The sequence below is a fragment of the Marinomonas vaga genome (assembly GCF_055388305.1).
Map to the genome: position 1 here is coordinate 1,203,967 of NZ_AP043903.1, position 17,286 is coordinate 1,221,252.

The 17,286-nt window shown below is 49.0% G+C and carries 15 protein-coding genes; 10 read left to right on the top strand and 5 right to left on the bottom strand.

The genetic code is table 11. The features are described from left to right. The first annotated feature begins 97 nt into the window (after window positions 1-97). The 3 genes from tcdA (at window position 98) to ACZ5DR_RS05640 (ending at window position 2,415) form a co-directional block, all read left to right on the top strand. A complete protein-coding gene (gene tcdA / locus ACZ5DR_RS05630; protein ID WP_377366101.1) occupies window positions 98-883 on the top strand; it encodes a tRNA cyclic N6-threonylcarbamoyladenosine(37) synthase TcdA in 786 nt (261 codons plus the stop codon). 72 nt (window positions 884-955) lie between these two features. Then, on the top strand, window positions 956-1,780 hold the full coding sequence (locus ACZ5DR_RS05635) for a helix-turn-helix transcriptional regulator (protein WP_377366100.1): 825 nt from the start codon (window positions 956-958) through the stop codon (window positions 1,778-1,780). 50 nt (window positions 1,781-1,830) lie between these two features. Continuing rightward, the gene (locus tag ACZ5DR_RS05640) at window positions 1,831-2,415 is read left to right on the top strand and encodes a LysE family translocator (protein WP_377366099.1); all 585 of its coding nucleotides are present in this window, start codon (window positions 1,831-1,833) and stop codon (window positions 2,413-2,415) included. Between the two features lie 15 nt (window positions 2,416-2,430). Here the strand turns inward: ACZ5DR_RS05640 and ACZ5DR_RS05645 are convergent, their stop codons facing one another. Next, the gene (locus tag ACZ5DR_RS05645; protein WP_377366098.1) at window positions 2,431-2,823 is read right to left on the bottom strand and encodes a SufE family protein; all 393 of its coding nucleotides are present in this window, start codon (window positions 2,821-2,823) and stop codon (window positions 2,431-2,433) included. After that, complete coding sequence (locus ACZ5DR_RS05650) at window positions 2,816-4,033, bottom strand: aminotransferase class V-fold PLP-dependent enzyme (protein ID WP_377366097.1); 1,218 nt, start codon at window positions 4,031-4,033, stop codon at window positions 2,816-2,818. Before ACZ5DR_RS05650 ends, ACZ5DR_RS05645 begins: the two co-directional genes overlap by 8 nt. Window positions 4,034-4,201: 168 nt before the next feature. Between ACZ5DR_RS05650 and ACZ5DR_RS05655 the strand changes: the two genes are divergently transcribed. Both ACZ5DR_RS05655 and ACZ5DR_RS05660 read left to right on the top strand, forming a co-directional pair. Continuing rightward, window positions 4,202-5,776 (top strand): GntR family transcriptional regulator, encoded by a 1,575-nt coding sequence (locus ACZ5DR_RS05655; protein ID WP_377366096.1) that lies wholly within the window; start codon window positions 4,202-4,204, stop codon window positions 5,774-5,776. Between the two features lie 90 nt (window positions 5,777-5,866). Continuing rightward, complete coding sequence (locus ACZ5DR_RS05660; RefSeq protein WP_377366095.1) at window positions 5,867-7,096, top strand: aminotransferase class V-fold PLP-dependent enzyme; 1,230 nt, start codon at window positions 5,867-5,869, stop codon at window positions 7,094-7,096. Window positions 7,097-7,137: 41 nt separating this feature from the next. Here ACZ5DR_RS05660 and ACZ5DR_RS05665 read toward each other — a convergent pair whose 3' ends face one another. From ACZ5DR_RS05665 to ACZ5DR_RS05675, 3 genes are all read right to left on the bottom strand, one after another. After that, the gene (locus ACZ5DR_RS05665; protein ID WP_377366093.1) at window positions 7,138-7,770 is read right to left on the bottom strand and encodes a DsbA family protein; all 633 of its coding nucleotides are present in this window, start codon (window positions 7,768-7,770) and stop codon (window positions 7,138-7,140) included. A 156-nt stretch (window positions 7,771-7,926) separates the two neighbouring features. Further along, window positions 7,927-9,123 (bottom strand): amino acid aminotransferase, encoded by a 1,197-nt coding sequence (locus ACZ5DR_RS05670; RefSeq protein ID WP_377366092.1) that lies wholly within the window; start codon window positions 9,121-9,123, stop codon window positions 7,927-7,929. Window positions 9,124-9,388: 265 nt separating this feature from the next. Then, window positions 9,389-9,583, bottom strand: coding sequence for a PA3496 family putative envelope integrity protein (locus ACZ5DR_RS05675; protein WP_377366091.1), 195 nt, complete (start codon window positions 9,581-9,583; stop codon window positions 9,389-9,391). Window positions 9,584-9,748: 165 nt separating this feature from the next. On the opposite strand from ACZ5DR_RS05675, the gene uvrD reads away from it, so the two are divergent. From uvrD to ACZ5DR_RS05700, 5 genes are all read left to right on the top strand, one after another. Next, window positions 9,749-11,959, top strand: a complete 2,211-nt coding sequence (gene uvrD / locus ACZ5DR_RS05680; protein ID WP_377366090.1) for a DNA helicase II — start codon at window positions 9,749-9,751, stop codon at window positions 11,957-11,959. A gap of 77 nt (window positions 11,960-12,036) precedes the next feature. Continuing rightward, entirely contained in the window at window positions 12,037-13,092 is a 1,056-nt protein-coding gene (locus ACZ5DR_RS05685) for a Gfo/Idh/MocA family oxidoreductase (RefSeq protein WP_377366089.1), read from the top strand. 226 nt (window positions 13,093-13,318) lie between these two features. Further along, window positions 13,319-14,440 carry a TRAP transporter substrate-binding protein gene (locus ACZ5DR_RS05690; protein ID WP_377366088.1) on the top strand — a complete coding sequence of 374 codons (1,122 nt, stop codon included), beginning with the start codon at window positions 13,319-13,321 and terminating at the stop codon, window positions 14,438-14,440. A 315-nt stretch (window positions 14,441-14,755) separates the two neighbouring features. Then, complete coding sequence (locus tag ACZ5DR_RS05695) at window positions 14,756-15,877, top strand: TRAP transporter substrate-binding protein (RefSeq protein ID WP_377366087.1); 1,122 nt, start codon at window positions 14,756-14,758, stop codon at window positions 15,875-15,877. A gap of 232 nt (window positions 15,878-16,109) precedes the next feature. After that, entirely contained in the window at window positions 16,110-17,231 is a 1,122-nt protein-coding gene (locus ACZ5DR_RS05700; RefSeq protein ID WP_377366086.1) for a TRAP transporter substrate-binding protein, read from the top strand. Window positions 17,232-17,286 lie beyond the last annotated feature (55 nt).

Genomic DNA, 17,286 nt, shown 5'->3' on the forward strand with positions numbered 1-17,286 from the left:
ATGTTTAATCGTTTTCAGTAGAAACCCACACTAGGTTTCAAGGTGGTAATAAACGTCCATTTTGAACGAACGGTGAGATTCTGCAAGGAGTTCAAGAGTGAGTGATGATCAGCGTTTTGGTGGCATTCGTCGCCTTTACGGCCAATTAGCCTATGATTTTTTTCAGCAAGCCCATGTGTGTGTGATCGGCATAGGTGGAGTTGGCTCATGGTGTGCTGAAGCCTTAGCTCGCTCAGGGATTGGTCAGATCACTCTGATCGATATGGATGATGTATGTGTCACCAATACCAACCGTCAAATCCATGCATTAGATGGCAACGTGGGCAAGCCCAAGGTAGACGCCATGGCGGAGCGCATTAAGCTGATTAATCCCAATTGCCAAGTGCATTGCGTGGAAGACTTTGTCACCCCTGAAAACGTGTCTGAGCTGCTGGAGCAGCCGTTTGATTATGTGATTGATGCCATTGATAGCTTAAAGCCAAAAGCCGCCTTGATTGCTTGGTGTAAGCGCAATAAGCGTAAAGTCATCACCGTGGGGGGCGCGGGGGGGCAGATCGACCCGACACAAATTCAGATTGCCGACCTAGCTCGTACTGAGCAAGATCCCCTAGCAGCTAAATTGCGTAACTTCTTACGTCGCCACTATAACTTCTCACGAAATACGAAACGTCGCTTTGATATTGAATGTGTTTATTCCCTTGAACAGCTTAAATACCCGCAAAATGACGGTACAGTGTGTGAACAACGTCAAAAAGGGGATACAGAAACCAAGATGAATTGCGATACAGGTTTTGGCGCCAGTACGGTTGTGACCGCCACTTTTGGTTTTGTGGCCGTGGGGCGCGTGTTAGAGAAGCTGGCCCAGAAGGCCAATCAGGCCTAAGCAATTTTTTACAAGAGTACTCTCTACTAAGCTGGTAGTGTGACATCAGCATCACACGACCTTGGAGGCTGCATGCAAGCCAATGAATACTGCCATGTTTCTACTAGCCAAGCGCTAGATGGGTTGGAGCGGGTGACCGCCCAGTTCACGGATACGGTATTTGGTAAGCATGCCCATGGGGGTTTTGTGATCTCTGTGGTGGATGCGGGTGTGATGCATTTTAGCCACCGAGGCAGCACCCACAATGCTTTGCCAGGAGAGCTCTCTATCGTCGGCCCTGATGAGCTTCATACGGGATCTAAGGGCAAAGGTCATGGCTGGCGTTACCGTGCTTTATATCCTTCCTCAGATCGTTTAAGTGACCTCAATTACGCCCTCTTTGGGAGACACAGTTCTCCTCACTTTCGCCGCAGTATTGTGCGGGATTCCCATCTTAGCCAGCAGATGATGAATGTGCTTCACAAGTTAGATCATGGGGCTGAAGCGCTCGAGATTGAGACCCATTGGGAGCTGTTGCTGGTTAATTTGTTGTTACAGGAAACCCAATCACCAAGCGCACTGTCATTGGCTCCCGCCCGTTCTAATATTGAGCGGGTTCGAGAGCAATTGGCGCAGGGGTACCAACAGAAGTTGTCATTGGCTGACATGGCGGAACAGGCAGGTATCAGCAAGTTTCATCTTATCAAAGAGTTCAAACGCTGCTATCAGCTGACCCCGCACCAGTTTCAGATTCAGCAACGCTTGCATCACGCCAGAGCCCAACTCAAGTCGGGAATTGGCGCTGTAGAGGTGGCGCTTAATTGTGGCTTTCATGATCAGAGCCATTTTACCAAGGCGTTTGTCAGTGCTATGGGCATCACCCCGAGCGCATACCAACAGCAATTTTTTACAAGATAACCGGGTGATAAGCGCTTACTGTAACGGATCAATTGAGTATCGAGTCTGTTATGGAAAGTCAGTTAGCCTTTTTAATGCTTTGTTTAGCCTCTGCCGCTTCACCTGGGCCTGGTGGTTTAGCGGTGGTGAGCAACAGTATTAATCATAATTTGCGTCGTACCTTGCCTGTGATTTTTGGTATTGCGACAGGGTTAATATTGGCCTCGATATTGGCGAATACTTGGTTACTGGCGGTGATTCACTCGAGTGAATTGGCGTTTAAACTGATGACTTGGCTTTGCAGTGCTTATATTGCTTATCTGGGATGTAAGGCGCTGTATTACGCCAAAAGCGAGATTAGCATCGCAGCCCAAGGCTACAGCTTTAAAAACGGCGTGTTGATTTCATTGCTGAACCCTAAAACCTTGGTGTTTTTCGGTGCACTGTTTCCAATGTTTATTACCGATGAGGCGAACTTTATTCGTGATGCGGTTGTGCTGACGTTGGAGTTGGTAGGCATCACATTGATGATTCATGTGATGGTGTCTTCAGCGATCGATAAAGTTTCCCATATTCTGCAGAACCATTTGGTGGTAATTAACCGGATTACTGGTGTGATGTTTATCGCATTAGGGATCAGTGGTTTTGTTGCATAGCAAAGCAGATACAGATTACGCCTGAATCTGCTTTAAAATGCCCAATACACCATTAGTTCGGGAGCTGGTCAGGTAGCTGGAAAGGTTAAACTGGCTTAGCTCTGCCACCAGATCCATGGCTTGTAACTCAACTTTAGTTCGTCCATGGGTTAGGCTGAGAATCACTACCAGCACCCCTCGCATAAGCTTGGCATCACTGTCTGCGCGGAACAGGCAGTATCCATTCTCTTGAGACTCAATTAGCCACACGGCGCTTTCACAGCCTTTTACCTGATGTTCTGGTGTTTTTTCAGACTCTGGCAAGCGGTCAAGTTGCTTGCTGAGCATGACCAACTCTTTGAAGGTGGCTTCTTTGCTGGTGCAGGCTTGCAGTCTGGCTTGTAGGGTGTCACGGCTTATCTCAGTCATCGCCTAGTATCTCTATGGCTTCTAATAAAACATCACAGAAGCGGCGGGCTTCTGACAGGGTATTGTAACAGGCAAAGGAGGCTCTCAAGGTGCTGCTGACGCCCAGTTGTGCCATCAATGGGTGCGCACAATGGCTGCCTGCACGAACGGCGATACCTTGGCTATCTAAGTAGCCGTTTAAATCTAAGGTATGTATCCCAGGCACGCTTAAAGACACGATAGAGGTATCGCTGGCAGGGGAGTAGATCTCGATTCGAGTATCGAATTTTAGTTCATCATAAACGTAGCGGGCGAGTTTGTGCTCCCATTCGAGCATGGCTTGTCGATCTTGGGAACTCAAGTACTTACAGGCGGCAGCTAAGCCAATGACGCCTTCTATGTGCGGAGTGCCTGCTTCCAAGCGGTAGGGCAAGATGTTGAACTCAGTGCTGTTGTGGGTCACGTGTCGTACCATTTCGCCCCCTGTTTGCATTGGGGTTAAAACATCTAGGGCATGTTGCTTGCCATAAAGGACACCTATCCCTGTGGGGCCGTACATTTTATGGCCTGAAAACACATAAAAGTCACAATCCAAATCCGCCACATCAATAACATGGTGAGCCACCGCTTGGGCGCCATCTACCAAGGTAAAGGCATTTACCGATTGTGCCGCGGCTAACATCTCTTTTAGCGGGGTTTTAACACCAATGGCGTTAGAGATATGGGTGCAAGCAAAGATGCGAGTCTTAGCATTGAAATAATGACGGTACTCTGGCTCCCATTCCCCTTTGGAAGTCAGTGGCAGTACCCGCAAACGGGCGCCAGTTCGGAATGCGAGCTGCTGCCAAGGTACTAGATTGGCGTGGTGCTCGAGACTGGTGATTAGGATTTCGTCATCCGGTTTGATACACCATTCTAACCCATGGGCAACTAGGTTGATGGATTCCGTAGCGCCCTTTGTCCAGATCACATGACTGTTTTGCGGGGCGTGGATGAAGCGTGCTACCTGCTCACGGGCATGTTCAAAATGAGCAGTGGCGCGATCGCTTAGGAAATGGGCACCCCGATGTACGTTAGCATTACTGCGAGTGTAATAATCCATCAGGGCATTTAATACTGCCTGAGGCTTTTGTGTGGTGGCAGCGTTGTCGAGATAGGTTAACGGATGGCCATTTGCCTCAAGGGACAGAATAGGGAAGTCGTCTCGAAGTGTGTTTGCATTAAATGCCATAGGTCGTGCGCCAGCAGAGATCCGTGAGAAAAACTAAATTGTACCTCTAAATTTAGCCTATCGCTTTAATATTGCGACTTTCCTTTGGCTTTACTCTTGTCATTTTGGTGTTATTCGCTAAGGTTCCTAACAGTATGATGAAATTAACCAAATAAAGGTACAGTAGCCGTGGCAGACTTTCTTTATAAAGGCGTTGTGGATTGGTTTTTGGGGCAAATGAGCCAAGGTGAGTTGAGCTCAGGGGACAAGATGCCATCTCTGCGTAAGCTGTCAAAGCAACTGGAGCTAAGTCTTAATACGGTTATTCATGGCTACGAAATCCTAATGGAAGAGGACTGGATCGAGTCTCGCCCTAAGTCTGGCTATTTTGTCTGCCATAAGCAGCAATCCCGCGCGGCTCATGTGTTAGCAGGAGATCGAGTCACACAGTTTAGCGAATTAGGGCAAAAAATGGCCTGGTCTGCGTTGTCCCATCGAGCTGCGTTAGTGGATCAAAGTGATGCCTTTTTAAACCCCAGTCCGCGAGCGGGAGAGCCTGATTTACCTGTATTGGGTAAAGGCCATTTGGCCGTCAGAGAAGCCGTAGCGGATCATCTTAAAAAGGTTGCCATTTCGGTTCATCCTTCCCATATTTGGCTGAGTCGTTCCCCTTTGGGTTTGTACACTCAAGCGATTCAATCCTTAACTCAGATAGATGACACCGTGTTAGTCGTCACCCCCTGTGATCCTCGTTTAACCTCCACCTTAATGAGTTTAGGGCGTCAGGTACTGACGTTAGCGTCCGGTGAGCGGGGCGTGGATCTTGACGAAGTCGTACGCTGTTTGCGGGATGACGCTATCAAGTTAGTGGTGTTCCCGAGTCAGTTTGCATTCCCAACGGGCAGTGAGATTTCTAATTTGAGTCTACGCCGCTGGATGGCCATTCTGCAGCAAGTGGGAGTGCCTGCCATTGAATGGGATATGACCTCTCACCTTGCCTACAAAACCTCTTCTTTGATGACGTATAAAGCCCTCGATGAACAGAACCAAGTGGTGTACATCGGTGGTATCGAGTCGAAAGGAGTGGATCGTAACGCTGCATGGTGTGTGGTAGGTAAACATAAAATGCTAGAAGGGGCTTTGCTAAGTGCAGATTTAGCTTTGAGCGACCCGCAGCAACAAGCCTTATTAGATGCCTTGCAGCCTACACAGACCCATTCATTAGCAAAACGTGCTCGCCAGATTTGGTCCATTGCTGAGAAAGCCAAGAGTACCTTGGAGTCGGTATTAGGGGACTCTGTACGCTTTGCTACCAGTAAAGGGGGATTGGCCCTTTGGTTGCAGATGGACCAGCCCCTGACAGAAGCTCATATGACACAGCTGTTAGCGAAGCATCGTCACGGCATGATTGCTGGCTCATTACTGTCAGCACAGCCAGAAGCCAGTGAATGGTTGGCGGTGAACGTGACTTACGATGATTTGGCTGGGCTAGCAAAGCAGCTGGATCAATTTATCAAAAGCTCTACTGAGCATCCCAGCCACAGTGCTCAGCCAAGTGGCGCCCCTGACTCTGAGGTCGCTGACTCTGAGCATGACGTGGCAGTGCCTCAGTTAGAGGGAGAGGGTGAGACAGGGACTATGATTGATCAAGACATATCTGCCCCTGTAGAGCATTCGACCACCAAAACAGAGCAAGATAAGCCCACATCAAAAGAGACGGTGTTTAACCCTATGTTAGACCTGATCAATCATGATTTTGGGTAGGGAACGCACCACCTTAGGGAGACGCCATAATCAAACCGTCTTGCCTATACTTAAATGACAAGAAAGCAAAGGGATAAGGAGTGAGTTGCCATGTCAGCACTGGATTTACAATTTGTTCGTTCGCAGTTTCCGGCGTTTGATGAGCCGTCACTGGAAGGCCAAGCATTTTTTGACAACGCTGGTGGTGCTTACGCGTGCCTCCCAGTGATTGTGCATTTGAACCGTTATTATCACGAAAGCAAAATTCAGCCTTATCATTTGCACCCAGTGTCACAAAAAGCGGGTAAGCAGATGGATGCTTCCCACGAGCGCTTAGCGGGTTATTTAAATGTCTCCCCGGAGGAGGTTCACCTAGGGCCTTCTACCTCACAAAATACTTATGTATTAGCCCAAGCGTTTGCCAATGTGCTACTACCGGGTGACGAAATTATCGTTACTAATCAAGACCATGAAGCCAACATCGGTGTATGGAGACGATTAGAAAAGCAAGGTGTCGTCATTAAAGAATGGCGGGTGGATTCGGTGACAGGTGAGTTAGATCCCAGTGATTTGGATACACTTTTTACGGAGAAAACCAAATTACTAGCCTTTAATCATTGCTCTAATGTGGTGGCGCACATCAATCCGGTAAAAGAGATTTGCAGCAAAGCTAAGCAAGCAGGTGTCTGGACTGTGGTGGATGGCGTGTCCTATGCTGCCCATGGGATGCCTGACGTGGCGGATCTTGGGGTCGATATCTATGTGTTCTCCCTCTACAAAACCTATGGTCCGCACCTTGGGGTCATGGTGATCCGTGATGAGATGGCGGATATTTTAGGCAATCAAGCCCATTACTTTAATGGGGCATATCGTCACAAGTGGTTTGTTCCTGCAGGACCAGATCATGCGCAGGTGGCAGCGGCTCAAGGGGTGATAGATTACTTTGACCGCTTACATGACCATCATTTTGAGAAGGCCAGTACCGTACAAGTTCGTGCCCAGCGGGTGCGAAAGCTGATTCAAGAGGCGGATGCAGCCCTACTGCCGCAGCTTCTCGACTATGTGTCTGAGCACCCTAAGCTCACCCTGGTTGGCCCCTCTAACCCAGCAAAACGAGCGGCAACGGTATCGATTCTTCCGACGGATCAAACCCCACAAGAGTTGGCTGCAAAGCTAGTCAAACAAGGCATTATTTGTGGCGCTGGACATTTTTATGCGGTTCGCTTGCTAGAAGCGTTAGGTGTGGATCCTGATACTGGGGTATTGCGCTTGTCATTTGTACATTACACCAGCCAAGAAGACATGCAGCAGCTACTGAACGCTTTAGATCGCGTGCTTTAACCTTCTTTTATCTCTTCTATGAACGTGTTTAAAGGAGCTGACTACAGCTCCTTTAAACGCTTCTCGATCTGTGCCTGCATGGTTTTGTGATCTTTGTAATCTAACGGGATATAAGTCAGCTCTTCACCTACTAACAAGGCCAAGGATGGGAATGAGTTCAGCCCTAAATGACGGGCGGATTCCACTTCTTTTTCCAGCAGTTGTTCCGCTTCAATGTACGCCATACTTTTTAAAAAGCCTTCCTTGTTCAGGCCGATCTGTTCCGCGCATTGAGCAAGGGTATCCATATTGGACGGGTTTTGCGCCTTCAGGTAATAAGCTTTTTGGATGGCGTGATTCATTTCCATCTCAAGATTGCGATCTCGAGCGGCTAAGCAAGCGCGTCCTGCAGGATAAGTAGAGCGACGAGGGACTGTATCTGTCCAAAAGTCATGATTAAACTCTGTACCCAGTTCTTCATGGATGCGATGCCAAGTCGACTGCAGCTTTTGTTTCATATCTTCTGGCATGGGCACGTCAGAATCTTTGGCAAGGCCACCTACCATTGGCTGTATCACAAGGTCTTCACGATCGATATGCTTGGCGAGAGCCTTCTGTAGCGCTGTCCAAGTGGGGCGAAACCCCCAGCACCAGCTACACATAGGGTCATAGCAGTAGATCAATGTGGCCGTCATACATCACTCCTGAATACGGTGTCTTTATAAAAGAGAGTCGGTTAGGCTACCACGTTTGTGTGAAATACACAGTGTTTTGCTGCCCCATAAAAAAAGCCAGCAAGGTGCTCACCAAGCTGGCTTTTTAAGAAAGCGGTTTGCACCGCCATTGGCATATTAGTCAGCTAAGACTTTCGCAATGGCGTCACACAGTGGTTCCATGTTGTCCTTTGTCATACCCGCAACGCTGATACGACCTGAGCCAACGATGTAGATGCCGAACTCAGAGCGAAGCTGAGCGACTTGATCTGGGGTTAGGCCAGAGAAGGAGAACATGCCTTGTTGCTTAGAGATAAATGAGAAATCTTGAGCAACACCTTTCGCACGCAAGGTACTGACAAACAAACTGCGCATTTCGTGGATACGTGTACGCATTGCTTGAAGTTCCATTTCCCATAGACTGCGTAGCTGAGGATCGTTAAGGATCTCGCTCACCACTGCAGAACCGTGGGCTGGCGGGTTGGAGTAGTTTGCACGGATACAACGCTTCACTTGAGAAAAGGCCGCATCAGCATGGTCAGAAGTCTCACAGACCACTGTCAAAGCACCCACTCGTTCGTTGTACAAACCGAAGTTTTTCGAGAAAGAGTTGGCGATCAGCATTTCTTGTACTTGGTTCAAGAAAATACGCAAACCTGTGGCATCTTCTTCTAAACCAGAGCCAAAACCTTGGTAAGCGAAGTCAAACAATGGCAAGAAGCCTTGCTTGCTGCAAAGTTTTGCAAGTTGAGCCCACTGCTCGGTAGTCGGATCGATACCCGTTGGGTTGTGGCAGCAGCCGTGGAACAACACAACATCGCCTTCAGGCACTTGGGACAAGCTTGCCAACATGGCTTCAAAGTCCAGGGACTTAGTGGTTGCATCGTAATAGGCATAGCTGCCCACTTCCAAACCAACGGATTGGAACACAGACTGATGGTTTGCCCAGGTTGGGTTACTGACCCAAACGGTGGCGCCAGGCAGGTGCTTTTTAATGAACTCAGCCGCAATACGAAGTGCGCCGGTTCCGCCTGGAGATTGCGCAGTACGCGCGCGCTGCTTAGCGATGATCTCGTGATCCGCACCAAACAACAAAGCTTGAACGGCATCGCGGTAAGCTTCTGGCCCTTCAATGCTTAGGTAGCTTTTGGTTTTCTCGTTCTTAACTAATCTTTCTTCTGCTTGTTTCACAGACTTAAGAATCGGTGTTGCGCCCGCTTCGTCTTTGTATACGCCAACGCCCAAGTTAATTTTATTGGGGTTCGTTTCGTTACGATAGGCATCGTTTAAGCCGAGAATTGGGTCGGCCGGAGCAACTTGGATATGTTCAAACATGGTGACTCCCCATAAGGGTTATAGGTGCTTTTTTTATTATAAGTTTGCGTTAAAAAAACCAGCGGTAATGGTACTCTAAGCCAGCTTATACGGCTACAAAAACAACAGCGAATCCGCCCAAAAGACAGATCAATTGACCAAATGCCATGAAATGGTGATTTCTTTAGGGGGTAAGGGGCTCTGTTCACGCGCTAAAGGCCGTGAGGACTTGGAAGGTGTATCGCCCTGACAAGGGGAGCAAGGCGATAGGATAAAGTGGCGGGAGTTATTCGTCCCAGCCGTCTGAGATGGCTTTACTCAAACGTTTTTCTTCTAGGTAAGACTCAATGGCGCGACGTGCTTTCAGCATGCGGGCACTGTCTTCCTTTTGATTTCGCTCGTTTTCCTCTTTCTTGAGGCTGATGGAAGCATGTAGTAAATCAGTTTTAACTTCAGAAATGGTTTCCACTGCGGTACTCATCTTTTTTTCCTCTCGGTCCATTTCGACAACAGAAATGCACAGATCACTGTCATCGACAGGTGAAAAAAGTCAAAATAGACTGCATCAAGACTTCAGTTGTATAAAAAACGCAAAACTGGTCAAAAATCAACCTATTTTTAATGAAATTTTAATTGGCGGGCTCGAATGGATGTTTCTTTTATTCTCGATGCGTTGAATGACAAGCAGCGAGAAGCAGTGGCCGCACCCTTACAAAACAGCTTAGTGCTGGCGGGGGCCGGATCAGGTAAAACACGAGTATTGGTGCACCGGATTGCATGGCTGATGCATGCTTATGAGCTGTCTCCCTACAGCTTGATGGCGGTGACCTTTACCAACAAGGCCGCCCGAGAAATGCAAGGTCGTATCGAGGAGCTAGTGGGCGTTCCTCCCCAGGGTATGTGGGTTGGCACCTTCCATGGTTTGGCACACCGCTTACTGCGTGCCCATTGGCGCGATGCGGGCCTGAAAGAAAACTTCCAAATTATGGACAGCGATGATCAGCAACGTTTAGTAAAGCGCATCATGCGCGAGCTGAGCATTGACGAAACCCGCTGGCCGCCAAAGCAAGTTTGTTGGTTTATTAACGCTCAAAAAGACGAAGGTCGTCGTGCGGCCCATGTACCAGACAGTCATGATCCCTTTTCCCGTGGGATGCGGGAGATGTATTACCACTACGAAGAAGCCTGCGAGAAAAACGGTCTATTAGACTTTGGTGAGCTGCTGTTGCGTGCCCATGAGTTAATGTTGACCACGCCAGCTTTGCTGAAGCATTACCAGCAGCGCTTCATGCATGTGTTGGTGGACGAGTTTCAGGATACCAACACCATCCAATACGCTTGGCTACGTCTTATGGTTGGGGAAAGTGGCACCATCACCGCGGTGGGTGATGATGATCAGTCAATTTATGGCTGGCGTGGGGCGAAGATCGAAAACATCCAAAATTTCCCTAAGCATTTCAATGATGTACATACGATTCGCCTAGAGCAAAACTACCGCTCCACAGGGTTCATTCTAAAAGCAGCCAATGGCTTGATCAGCAACAATGATGATCGTCTTGGTAAAGAGCTTTGGACAGACAGTGGCGATGGTGAGCCCATCTCCGTTTATGCAGGATTTAATGAGCAAGACGAAGCACGCTTTATCATCGACATCATCAAAAAATGGCGAGATGACGGCACTGCTCTAGCGGACATGGCGATTTTGTATCGCTCAAATGCCCAGTCTCGAGTAGTAGAAGAATGCCTAGTTAGGGAACAGATTGCTTACCGTATTTATGGTGGACACAGATTCTACGACCGCCTAGAGATCAAAAATGCTCTGGCCTATGCACGCTTGGCAATTGATCCTAATGATGATGGTGCTATGGAGCGCGTAATTAACGTGCCTACCCGTGGTATTGGTGAGCGTAGTATCGGCACGATCCGAGAGCTGGCAAGGGATCAAGGCTGCTCCATGTGGCAAGCGGCGGATCAAATCGTTACCCATGGTTTGATGCCTGCTCGGGCAGCCAACGCCATCAAAGGCTTTATGCAATTGATCCAAGGCATGGCTTCTACGTTACAAAACCCTGACCTAGGGTTAGGGGACATCTTTGACCAAATCATTGAAGAAGCAGGCTTAATTCCTTATCACGAAAAAGAAAAAGGTGAGAAAGGGGAAGCGCGAGTAGAGAACTTAAAAGAGCTGGTGAATGCTGCCAGCGGCTTTAACTGGCTTGAAGCGGACGAAGAGTTCAGCTCGCCGATGATGGCGTTTTTAGATCAAGCTGTGTTGGATGCAGGGGAAGCCCAAGCGGATGAATATCAAGACTCAGTACAGCTGATGACCTTGCACTCTGCTAAAGGTTTGGAGTTCCCTCTGGTGTTTTTAACTGGGGTAGAGGAGAACCTGTTCCCTAGTCGTATGTCTTTTGAGGAACCGGGGCGGTTAGAAGAAGAGCGTCGCCTGTGTTACGTAGGCATTACCCGTGCCATGCAGAAACTCTACATCACCTACGCGGAATCCCGCCGCTTGTATGGTTCTGAGTCATTCAACAGCCCGTCACGCTTTATTCGTGAGATTCCTCAAGAGTGTCTTGAAGAAGTGCGCTTGCGTTCCCAAGTAGCGCGCCCTGTGTCCTTACAGCGTCCAGATTACTCCGCTTCGGTACAGCGCCAAAACCAAAACATTCTTCAAGGACACACGGTGCCTGAGACTAACGTCTCCATGGGGGATCGGGTGAAGCATCCTATCTTTGGCGAAGGTTTGGTGGTGAACTACGAAGGCCAAGGGCCCCAAGCGCGGGTACAGGTGAACTTTGACGAGGCAGGCACCAAATGGTTGGTGTTGTCGTTTGCGAAATTGGAAGTGCTTTAAAAGGGTGAATTTGATTTGAACTCAAAGTAAATCCATAATGAAGGCTGTCTTTTACGGATAATGAAGAGGTAACAAAGATGTCGATACGTGTCGGAATAGTAGGATTTGGCTTATCTGGTCGGGTTTTTCATGCCCCTTTTATTGCTAAGCAAGCTGGTATGACACTGTCACAAATTTGTACCTCTCAGCGAGAAGCGGTACTGGAGCGTTGGCCGGATGTGCAGGTGGTGACAGACGCTGATGCCATGCTGACCAGTGATGAATTGGATTTGGTGGTGATTACCACGCCCAATGAGCTGCACTTTCCCCAAGCTAAGCTGGCATTAGAGTCCGGTAAGCATGTTTTGCTGGAAAAGCCTTCCGTAACCCAGCTAGGGCAAATCGAAGCCTTATGTCGCTTGGCCAATGAGCAGGGCAAGGTGTTCACTGTGTATCAAAACCGCCGTTTCGATGGCGATTTCTTACGCCTTAAAGCCTTAGTTGAATCCGGCGAACTAGGTGAGTTAAAGCACCTAGACAGTCGTTTTGACCGTTTCCGCCCTGTGGTTCAGGAGCGCTGGCGTGAGCAACCTGGGGTAGGGACTGGGATCTTCTGGGATCTTGGCCCTCATATTTTCGATCAGGTTTTGGCTTTAATGGGAACACCTGACTGGATACACGCCAGTGTGGATACACTTCGAAAAGGGGGGAATGTCCATGATTGGTTTGAGCTGGAACTTGGCTATGGCAAAACACGCGTTCGTCTAGGGTCGACACCGTTTGAAGCGGGGGAAATGCGACGTTTCAATGGGCGCTTCACCCAAGGCTCGTGGCAATGCTTTGGCCTAGATGCACAAGAAGATGCCCTTCGGGCTGGGCAATTACCTGATCAAGAGGATTATGCCGGGACTCCCCAGCGGGCGTTGTGTTACCGCGCACCGACCCAAGATGAGATTCAGCCAGCTCAGGAAGAGTCCATTGCTGCCGGACAGTATTTGAATTTCTACCAGCAGCTGACAGATGCCATTGAGGGTCGGGGAGAAGCGCCTGTCTCACAAAACAACGCCTGTGAGCTGGTATATGCTATGGAGTTGGCCATGGAGTCTGCGGACAGTGGCGCGCGCCAGCGTTGGCATTACACGGCACCTTTCTAACCTTCAATATGCAGACGTTTCTTGATCACTTGCTTAGAATTTAATTGAGTTGATCAAGTATCCATCATACCATTCTGGCGCCATGACCGATCATGGCCTCAGAGTGGGAATCCCAAGACATCTTTGTTTCTGTATTCGCCACTGTGGCAGTCTTTCACGAGAAGGCTGTACTGATTTTCTGACCGCATGATGCGGTTCAGACGTAACGAGCTTTCCGAGGACAGAAATGCAAAATTTAGCAAATTTCAGCAAATGGGCGTTGGCCGGTTTGCTTTCTCTATCACTGGTTGCCTGTGGCGGCGGTGAAGAAAAAAGTAATGACACTGCGGCCGCAGCAGACGCGCCGAAGCAAGAAACATTCGAATGGAAAATGGTCACCACTTGGCCAAAAAACTTCCCAGCTCTGGGTACCGGTGCTGAAAACCTAGCGAACAACATTACCGCTATGTCGGGTGGCCGCATCAAGGTGAAAGTCTACGCTGCAGGCGAATTAGTACCTGCCCTAGAAGCCTTTGACGCCGTGTCTCGTGGCACAGCAGAGATCGGTCACGCCGCTTCTTACTACTGGAAAGGTAAGGTGCCAGCGGCACAGTTCTTTACCACCACACCGTTTGGTTTAACCGCACAGGAAATGAACGCTTGGTTGCATGTGGGCGGCGGTCTTGAGCTATGGGAAGAAGTGTATGCACCTTTCAACATCATCCCTATGGCAGCCGGTAACACTGGCACGCAAATGGGTGGTTGGTTTAACAAAGAGATCAATTCTGTAGCCGACCTAAGCGGCCTAAAAATGCGTATGCCAGGTCTTGGCGGTGAAGTGCTAGCCGAAGCAGGTGTTACTGTGGTCAACATGCCGGGCAGTGAAATGTTTACCGCCTTACAAACAGGCACCATCGACGCGACAGAATTCGTAGGCCCATACAATGACCTTGCGTTTGGTATCTACAAAGCGGCGAAATACTACTACTACCCAGGTTGGCAGGAGCCAGGCTCTGCAGTGGAAACCTTCATCAATAAGGACGCTTTCGAGGCGCTTCCTGAAGATCTTCAGTTGATCGTTCGTGCAGCAGCGCGTCAGACCAACTCTGAGATTTTGGATGAGTACACAGCGAAGAACTATCAAGCTCTAGAAACCTTGATCAATGACCACGGCGTCATCTTGAAACGCTACCCAGATGACGTATTAGCGGAATTCCGCGAAGCGTCCGAAGTGGTATTGGATAAGGTTGCAGCGAACGACCCTATGAGCCAAAAGGTCTACGAGTCACAGAAGCAATTTAAAGAAAATGTGATGAAGTGGAGCGATATCTCTGAGCGTGCCATCATCAATGCCCGTGCAGGTGACTGATTAGAAGATTTCCTCCCAGAGTAAATCCAGTTAATAAAAGCCCCGCAGCCATATGGTTGCGGGGCTTTTTTATGGTTAATCTGATGTGCCTGATTATTTAAATCCTTCCTATGAACATGGTCAGATTTTCATTGAGTTGGTCAAGTATCCATCATACCATTCCCGCGCCATGACCAATCATGGCCCCAGCGTGGGAGTACCTTTGACGATTAGGTTTGTTGTATTCGCCGCGATGGCAGTCTTTCACAAGAAGGCTGTGTTGATTGTATGGCGACAAAATGTGGCCGTGATGTAACAAGCTTCCTGAGGAAAACAATGCAAAACCTAGCGAATTTCAGCAAATGGGCGTTGGCCGGTTTGCTTTCTCTATCACTGGTTGCCTGTGGTGGCGGTGAAGAAAAAAGTAATGATACTGCGGCCGCAGCAGAGGCGCCGAAGCAAGAAACATTTGAATGGAAAATGGTCACCACTTGGCCGAAGAATTTTCCAGCCTTAGGCACCGGAGCCCAGTATTTAGCAGACAATATCACGGCTATGTCTGGTGGTCGTATCAAAGTGAAATTGTACGCAGCGGGGGAATTAGTGCCGGCACTAGAAGCCTTTGATGCCGTATCTCGTGGCACAGCGGAGATCGGTCACGCCGCTTCTTACTATTGGAAAGGCAAAGTACCTGCGGCTCAGTTCTTTACCACTACGCCATTTGGTTTGACGGCCCAAGAAATGAACGCTTGGTTGCACGTGGGTGGCGGTCTTGAGCTATGGGAAGAAGTGTATGCTCCCTTTAACGTCATCCCTATGGCAGCCGGTAATTCAGGCACACAAATGGGCGGTTGGTTTAACAAAGAAATCAACTCTGTAGCCGATCTAAATGGTTTGAAAATGCGTATGCCGGGTCTTGGTGGTGAAGTACTCGCCGAGGCAGGCGTAACCGTTGTTAACATGCCTGGTAGCGAAATGTTTACCGCGCTACAAACGGGCACCATCGACGCGACAGAATTCGTAGGCCCTTACAATGATCTAGCGTTTGGTATCTACAAAGCGGCAAAATACTACTACTACCCAGGTTGGCAGGAACCGGGCTCGGCCCTTGAAACCATCATCAACAAAGATGCGTTTAATGCCTTACCAGAGGACCTTCAGTTAATTGTTCGTGCGGCAGCTCGTCAGGCTAACTCTCAGATCTTGGACGAATTCACCGCGAAGAACTACGCCGCTCTAGAGACCCTGATCAATGATCATGGGGTGACCTTAAAGCGTTACCCAGATGATGTTCTAGCAGAATTCCGCGAAGCGTCCGACGTGGTATTAGAGAAAGTTGCTGCTCAGGACCCAATGAGCCAAAAGGTCTACGAGTCACAGAAGCAATTTAAAGAAAATGTGATGAAATGGAGTGACATCTCTGAACGCGCCATCATCAATGCTCGCGCAGGAAATTAACCCCTAAGCGACACTGAATATCCAATTTAAGCCCCGCTACTGCAAAGTAGTGGGGCTTTTTTATAACCAATTAGTCTAGGAGTGTTGAGCAATCCTTATCCAGAGCTTAGTATCTTAGTTATCCGAGGGGCAAAACGCCTTAAACGGTGCAGAGGCGTCCACCGCTCTGCCGCAATCTCAGTCCTGAACTGATAAAAAGAATAAAGCTACTGGTTTTCTGAGGGATAACAAAATGATAAATGCGAAATCATGGGGCAAGTGGATGCTTGCTGGTGTGACGGCTGCGTCGTTAGTCGCTTGTGGCGGCTCTGACAAGGCAGAAGAAAATAAGACGGCTGCAGCAGAACAAGCTGCGCCAAAAACCATTGAATGGAAGATGGTCACCACTTGGCCGAAAAACTTCCCAGGTCTTGGTACCGGCGCTGAAAACTTCGCCAACAGTGTGACAGAAATGTCCGGCGGTCGTTTGAAAGTGAAAGTGTACGCAGCGGGCGAGCTAGTGCCTCCTCTAGAGGTATTTGACGCAGTGTCTCGTGGTACCGCCGAGCTTGGCCATGGGGCAGCCTATTACTGGAAAGGTAAAGCGCCTGCCGCGCAATTCTTCACTGCGGTGCCATTCGGCATGACCGCTCAAGAAATCAACTCTTGGATCTACCATGGTGGCGGTATGGCCCTATGGCAAGAAGTCTACGAGCCTTTCAACTTGATCCCTCTCACAGCGGGTAACACGGGCGTGCAGATGGGCGGTTGGTTCAACAAAGAGATCAACTCTCTTGAAGACTTCAACGGTCTAAAAATGCGGATTCCTGGTCTAGGGGGTGAAGTACTCGAAAAACTAGGCGGTTCCCCAATTAACTTGCCTGGTGGTGAGATCTTCACAGCGCTACAAACCGGTACCATTGATGCGACAGAATGGGTGGGCCCTTACAACGACCTAGCATTTGGTTTGTACAAAGCGGCCAAATACTACTACTACCCAGGTTGGCATGAGCCAGGTTCCGAAATGGAGCTTTTGGTGAACAAAACAGCATATGAAGCCCTACCAAAAGACCTACAGGCCATCGTGAAAGCGGCATCACGCCAAGCGACTCAAGACATGTTGGATGAGTTTACAGCGTTGAACAATGACGCCTTGCAAACCCTTGTAAACGAACACAACGTGGATCTTCGTCCATTCCCTGCGGACGTCTTGAAAGCACTGAAACAGGCTTCTCAAGAAACCCTTGAAGGGGTTGCTGCAAACGACGAAATGAGTGCCAAAGTGTACGAGTCTTTCAAAGCCTTCCTAAGCAAGGTGTCTGATTGGCATGAAGTGTCTGAGCGTGCCTACATTAACGCCCGTGACGCTGAATAATTAAGGCCCGTTAACGCGCCCAAAAAGCCCCGCCATTGAGCGGGGCTTTTTTGTG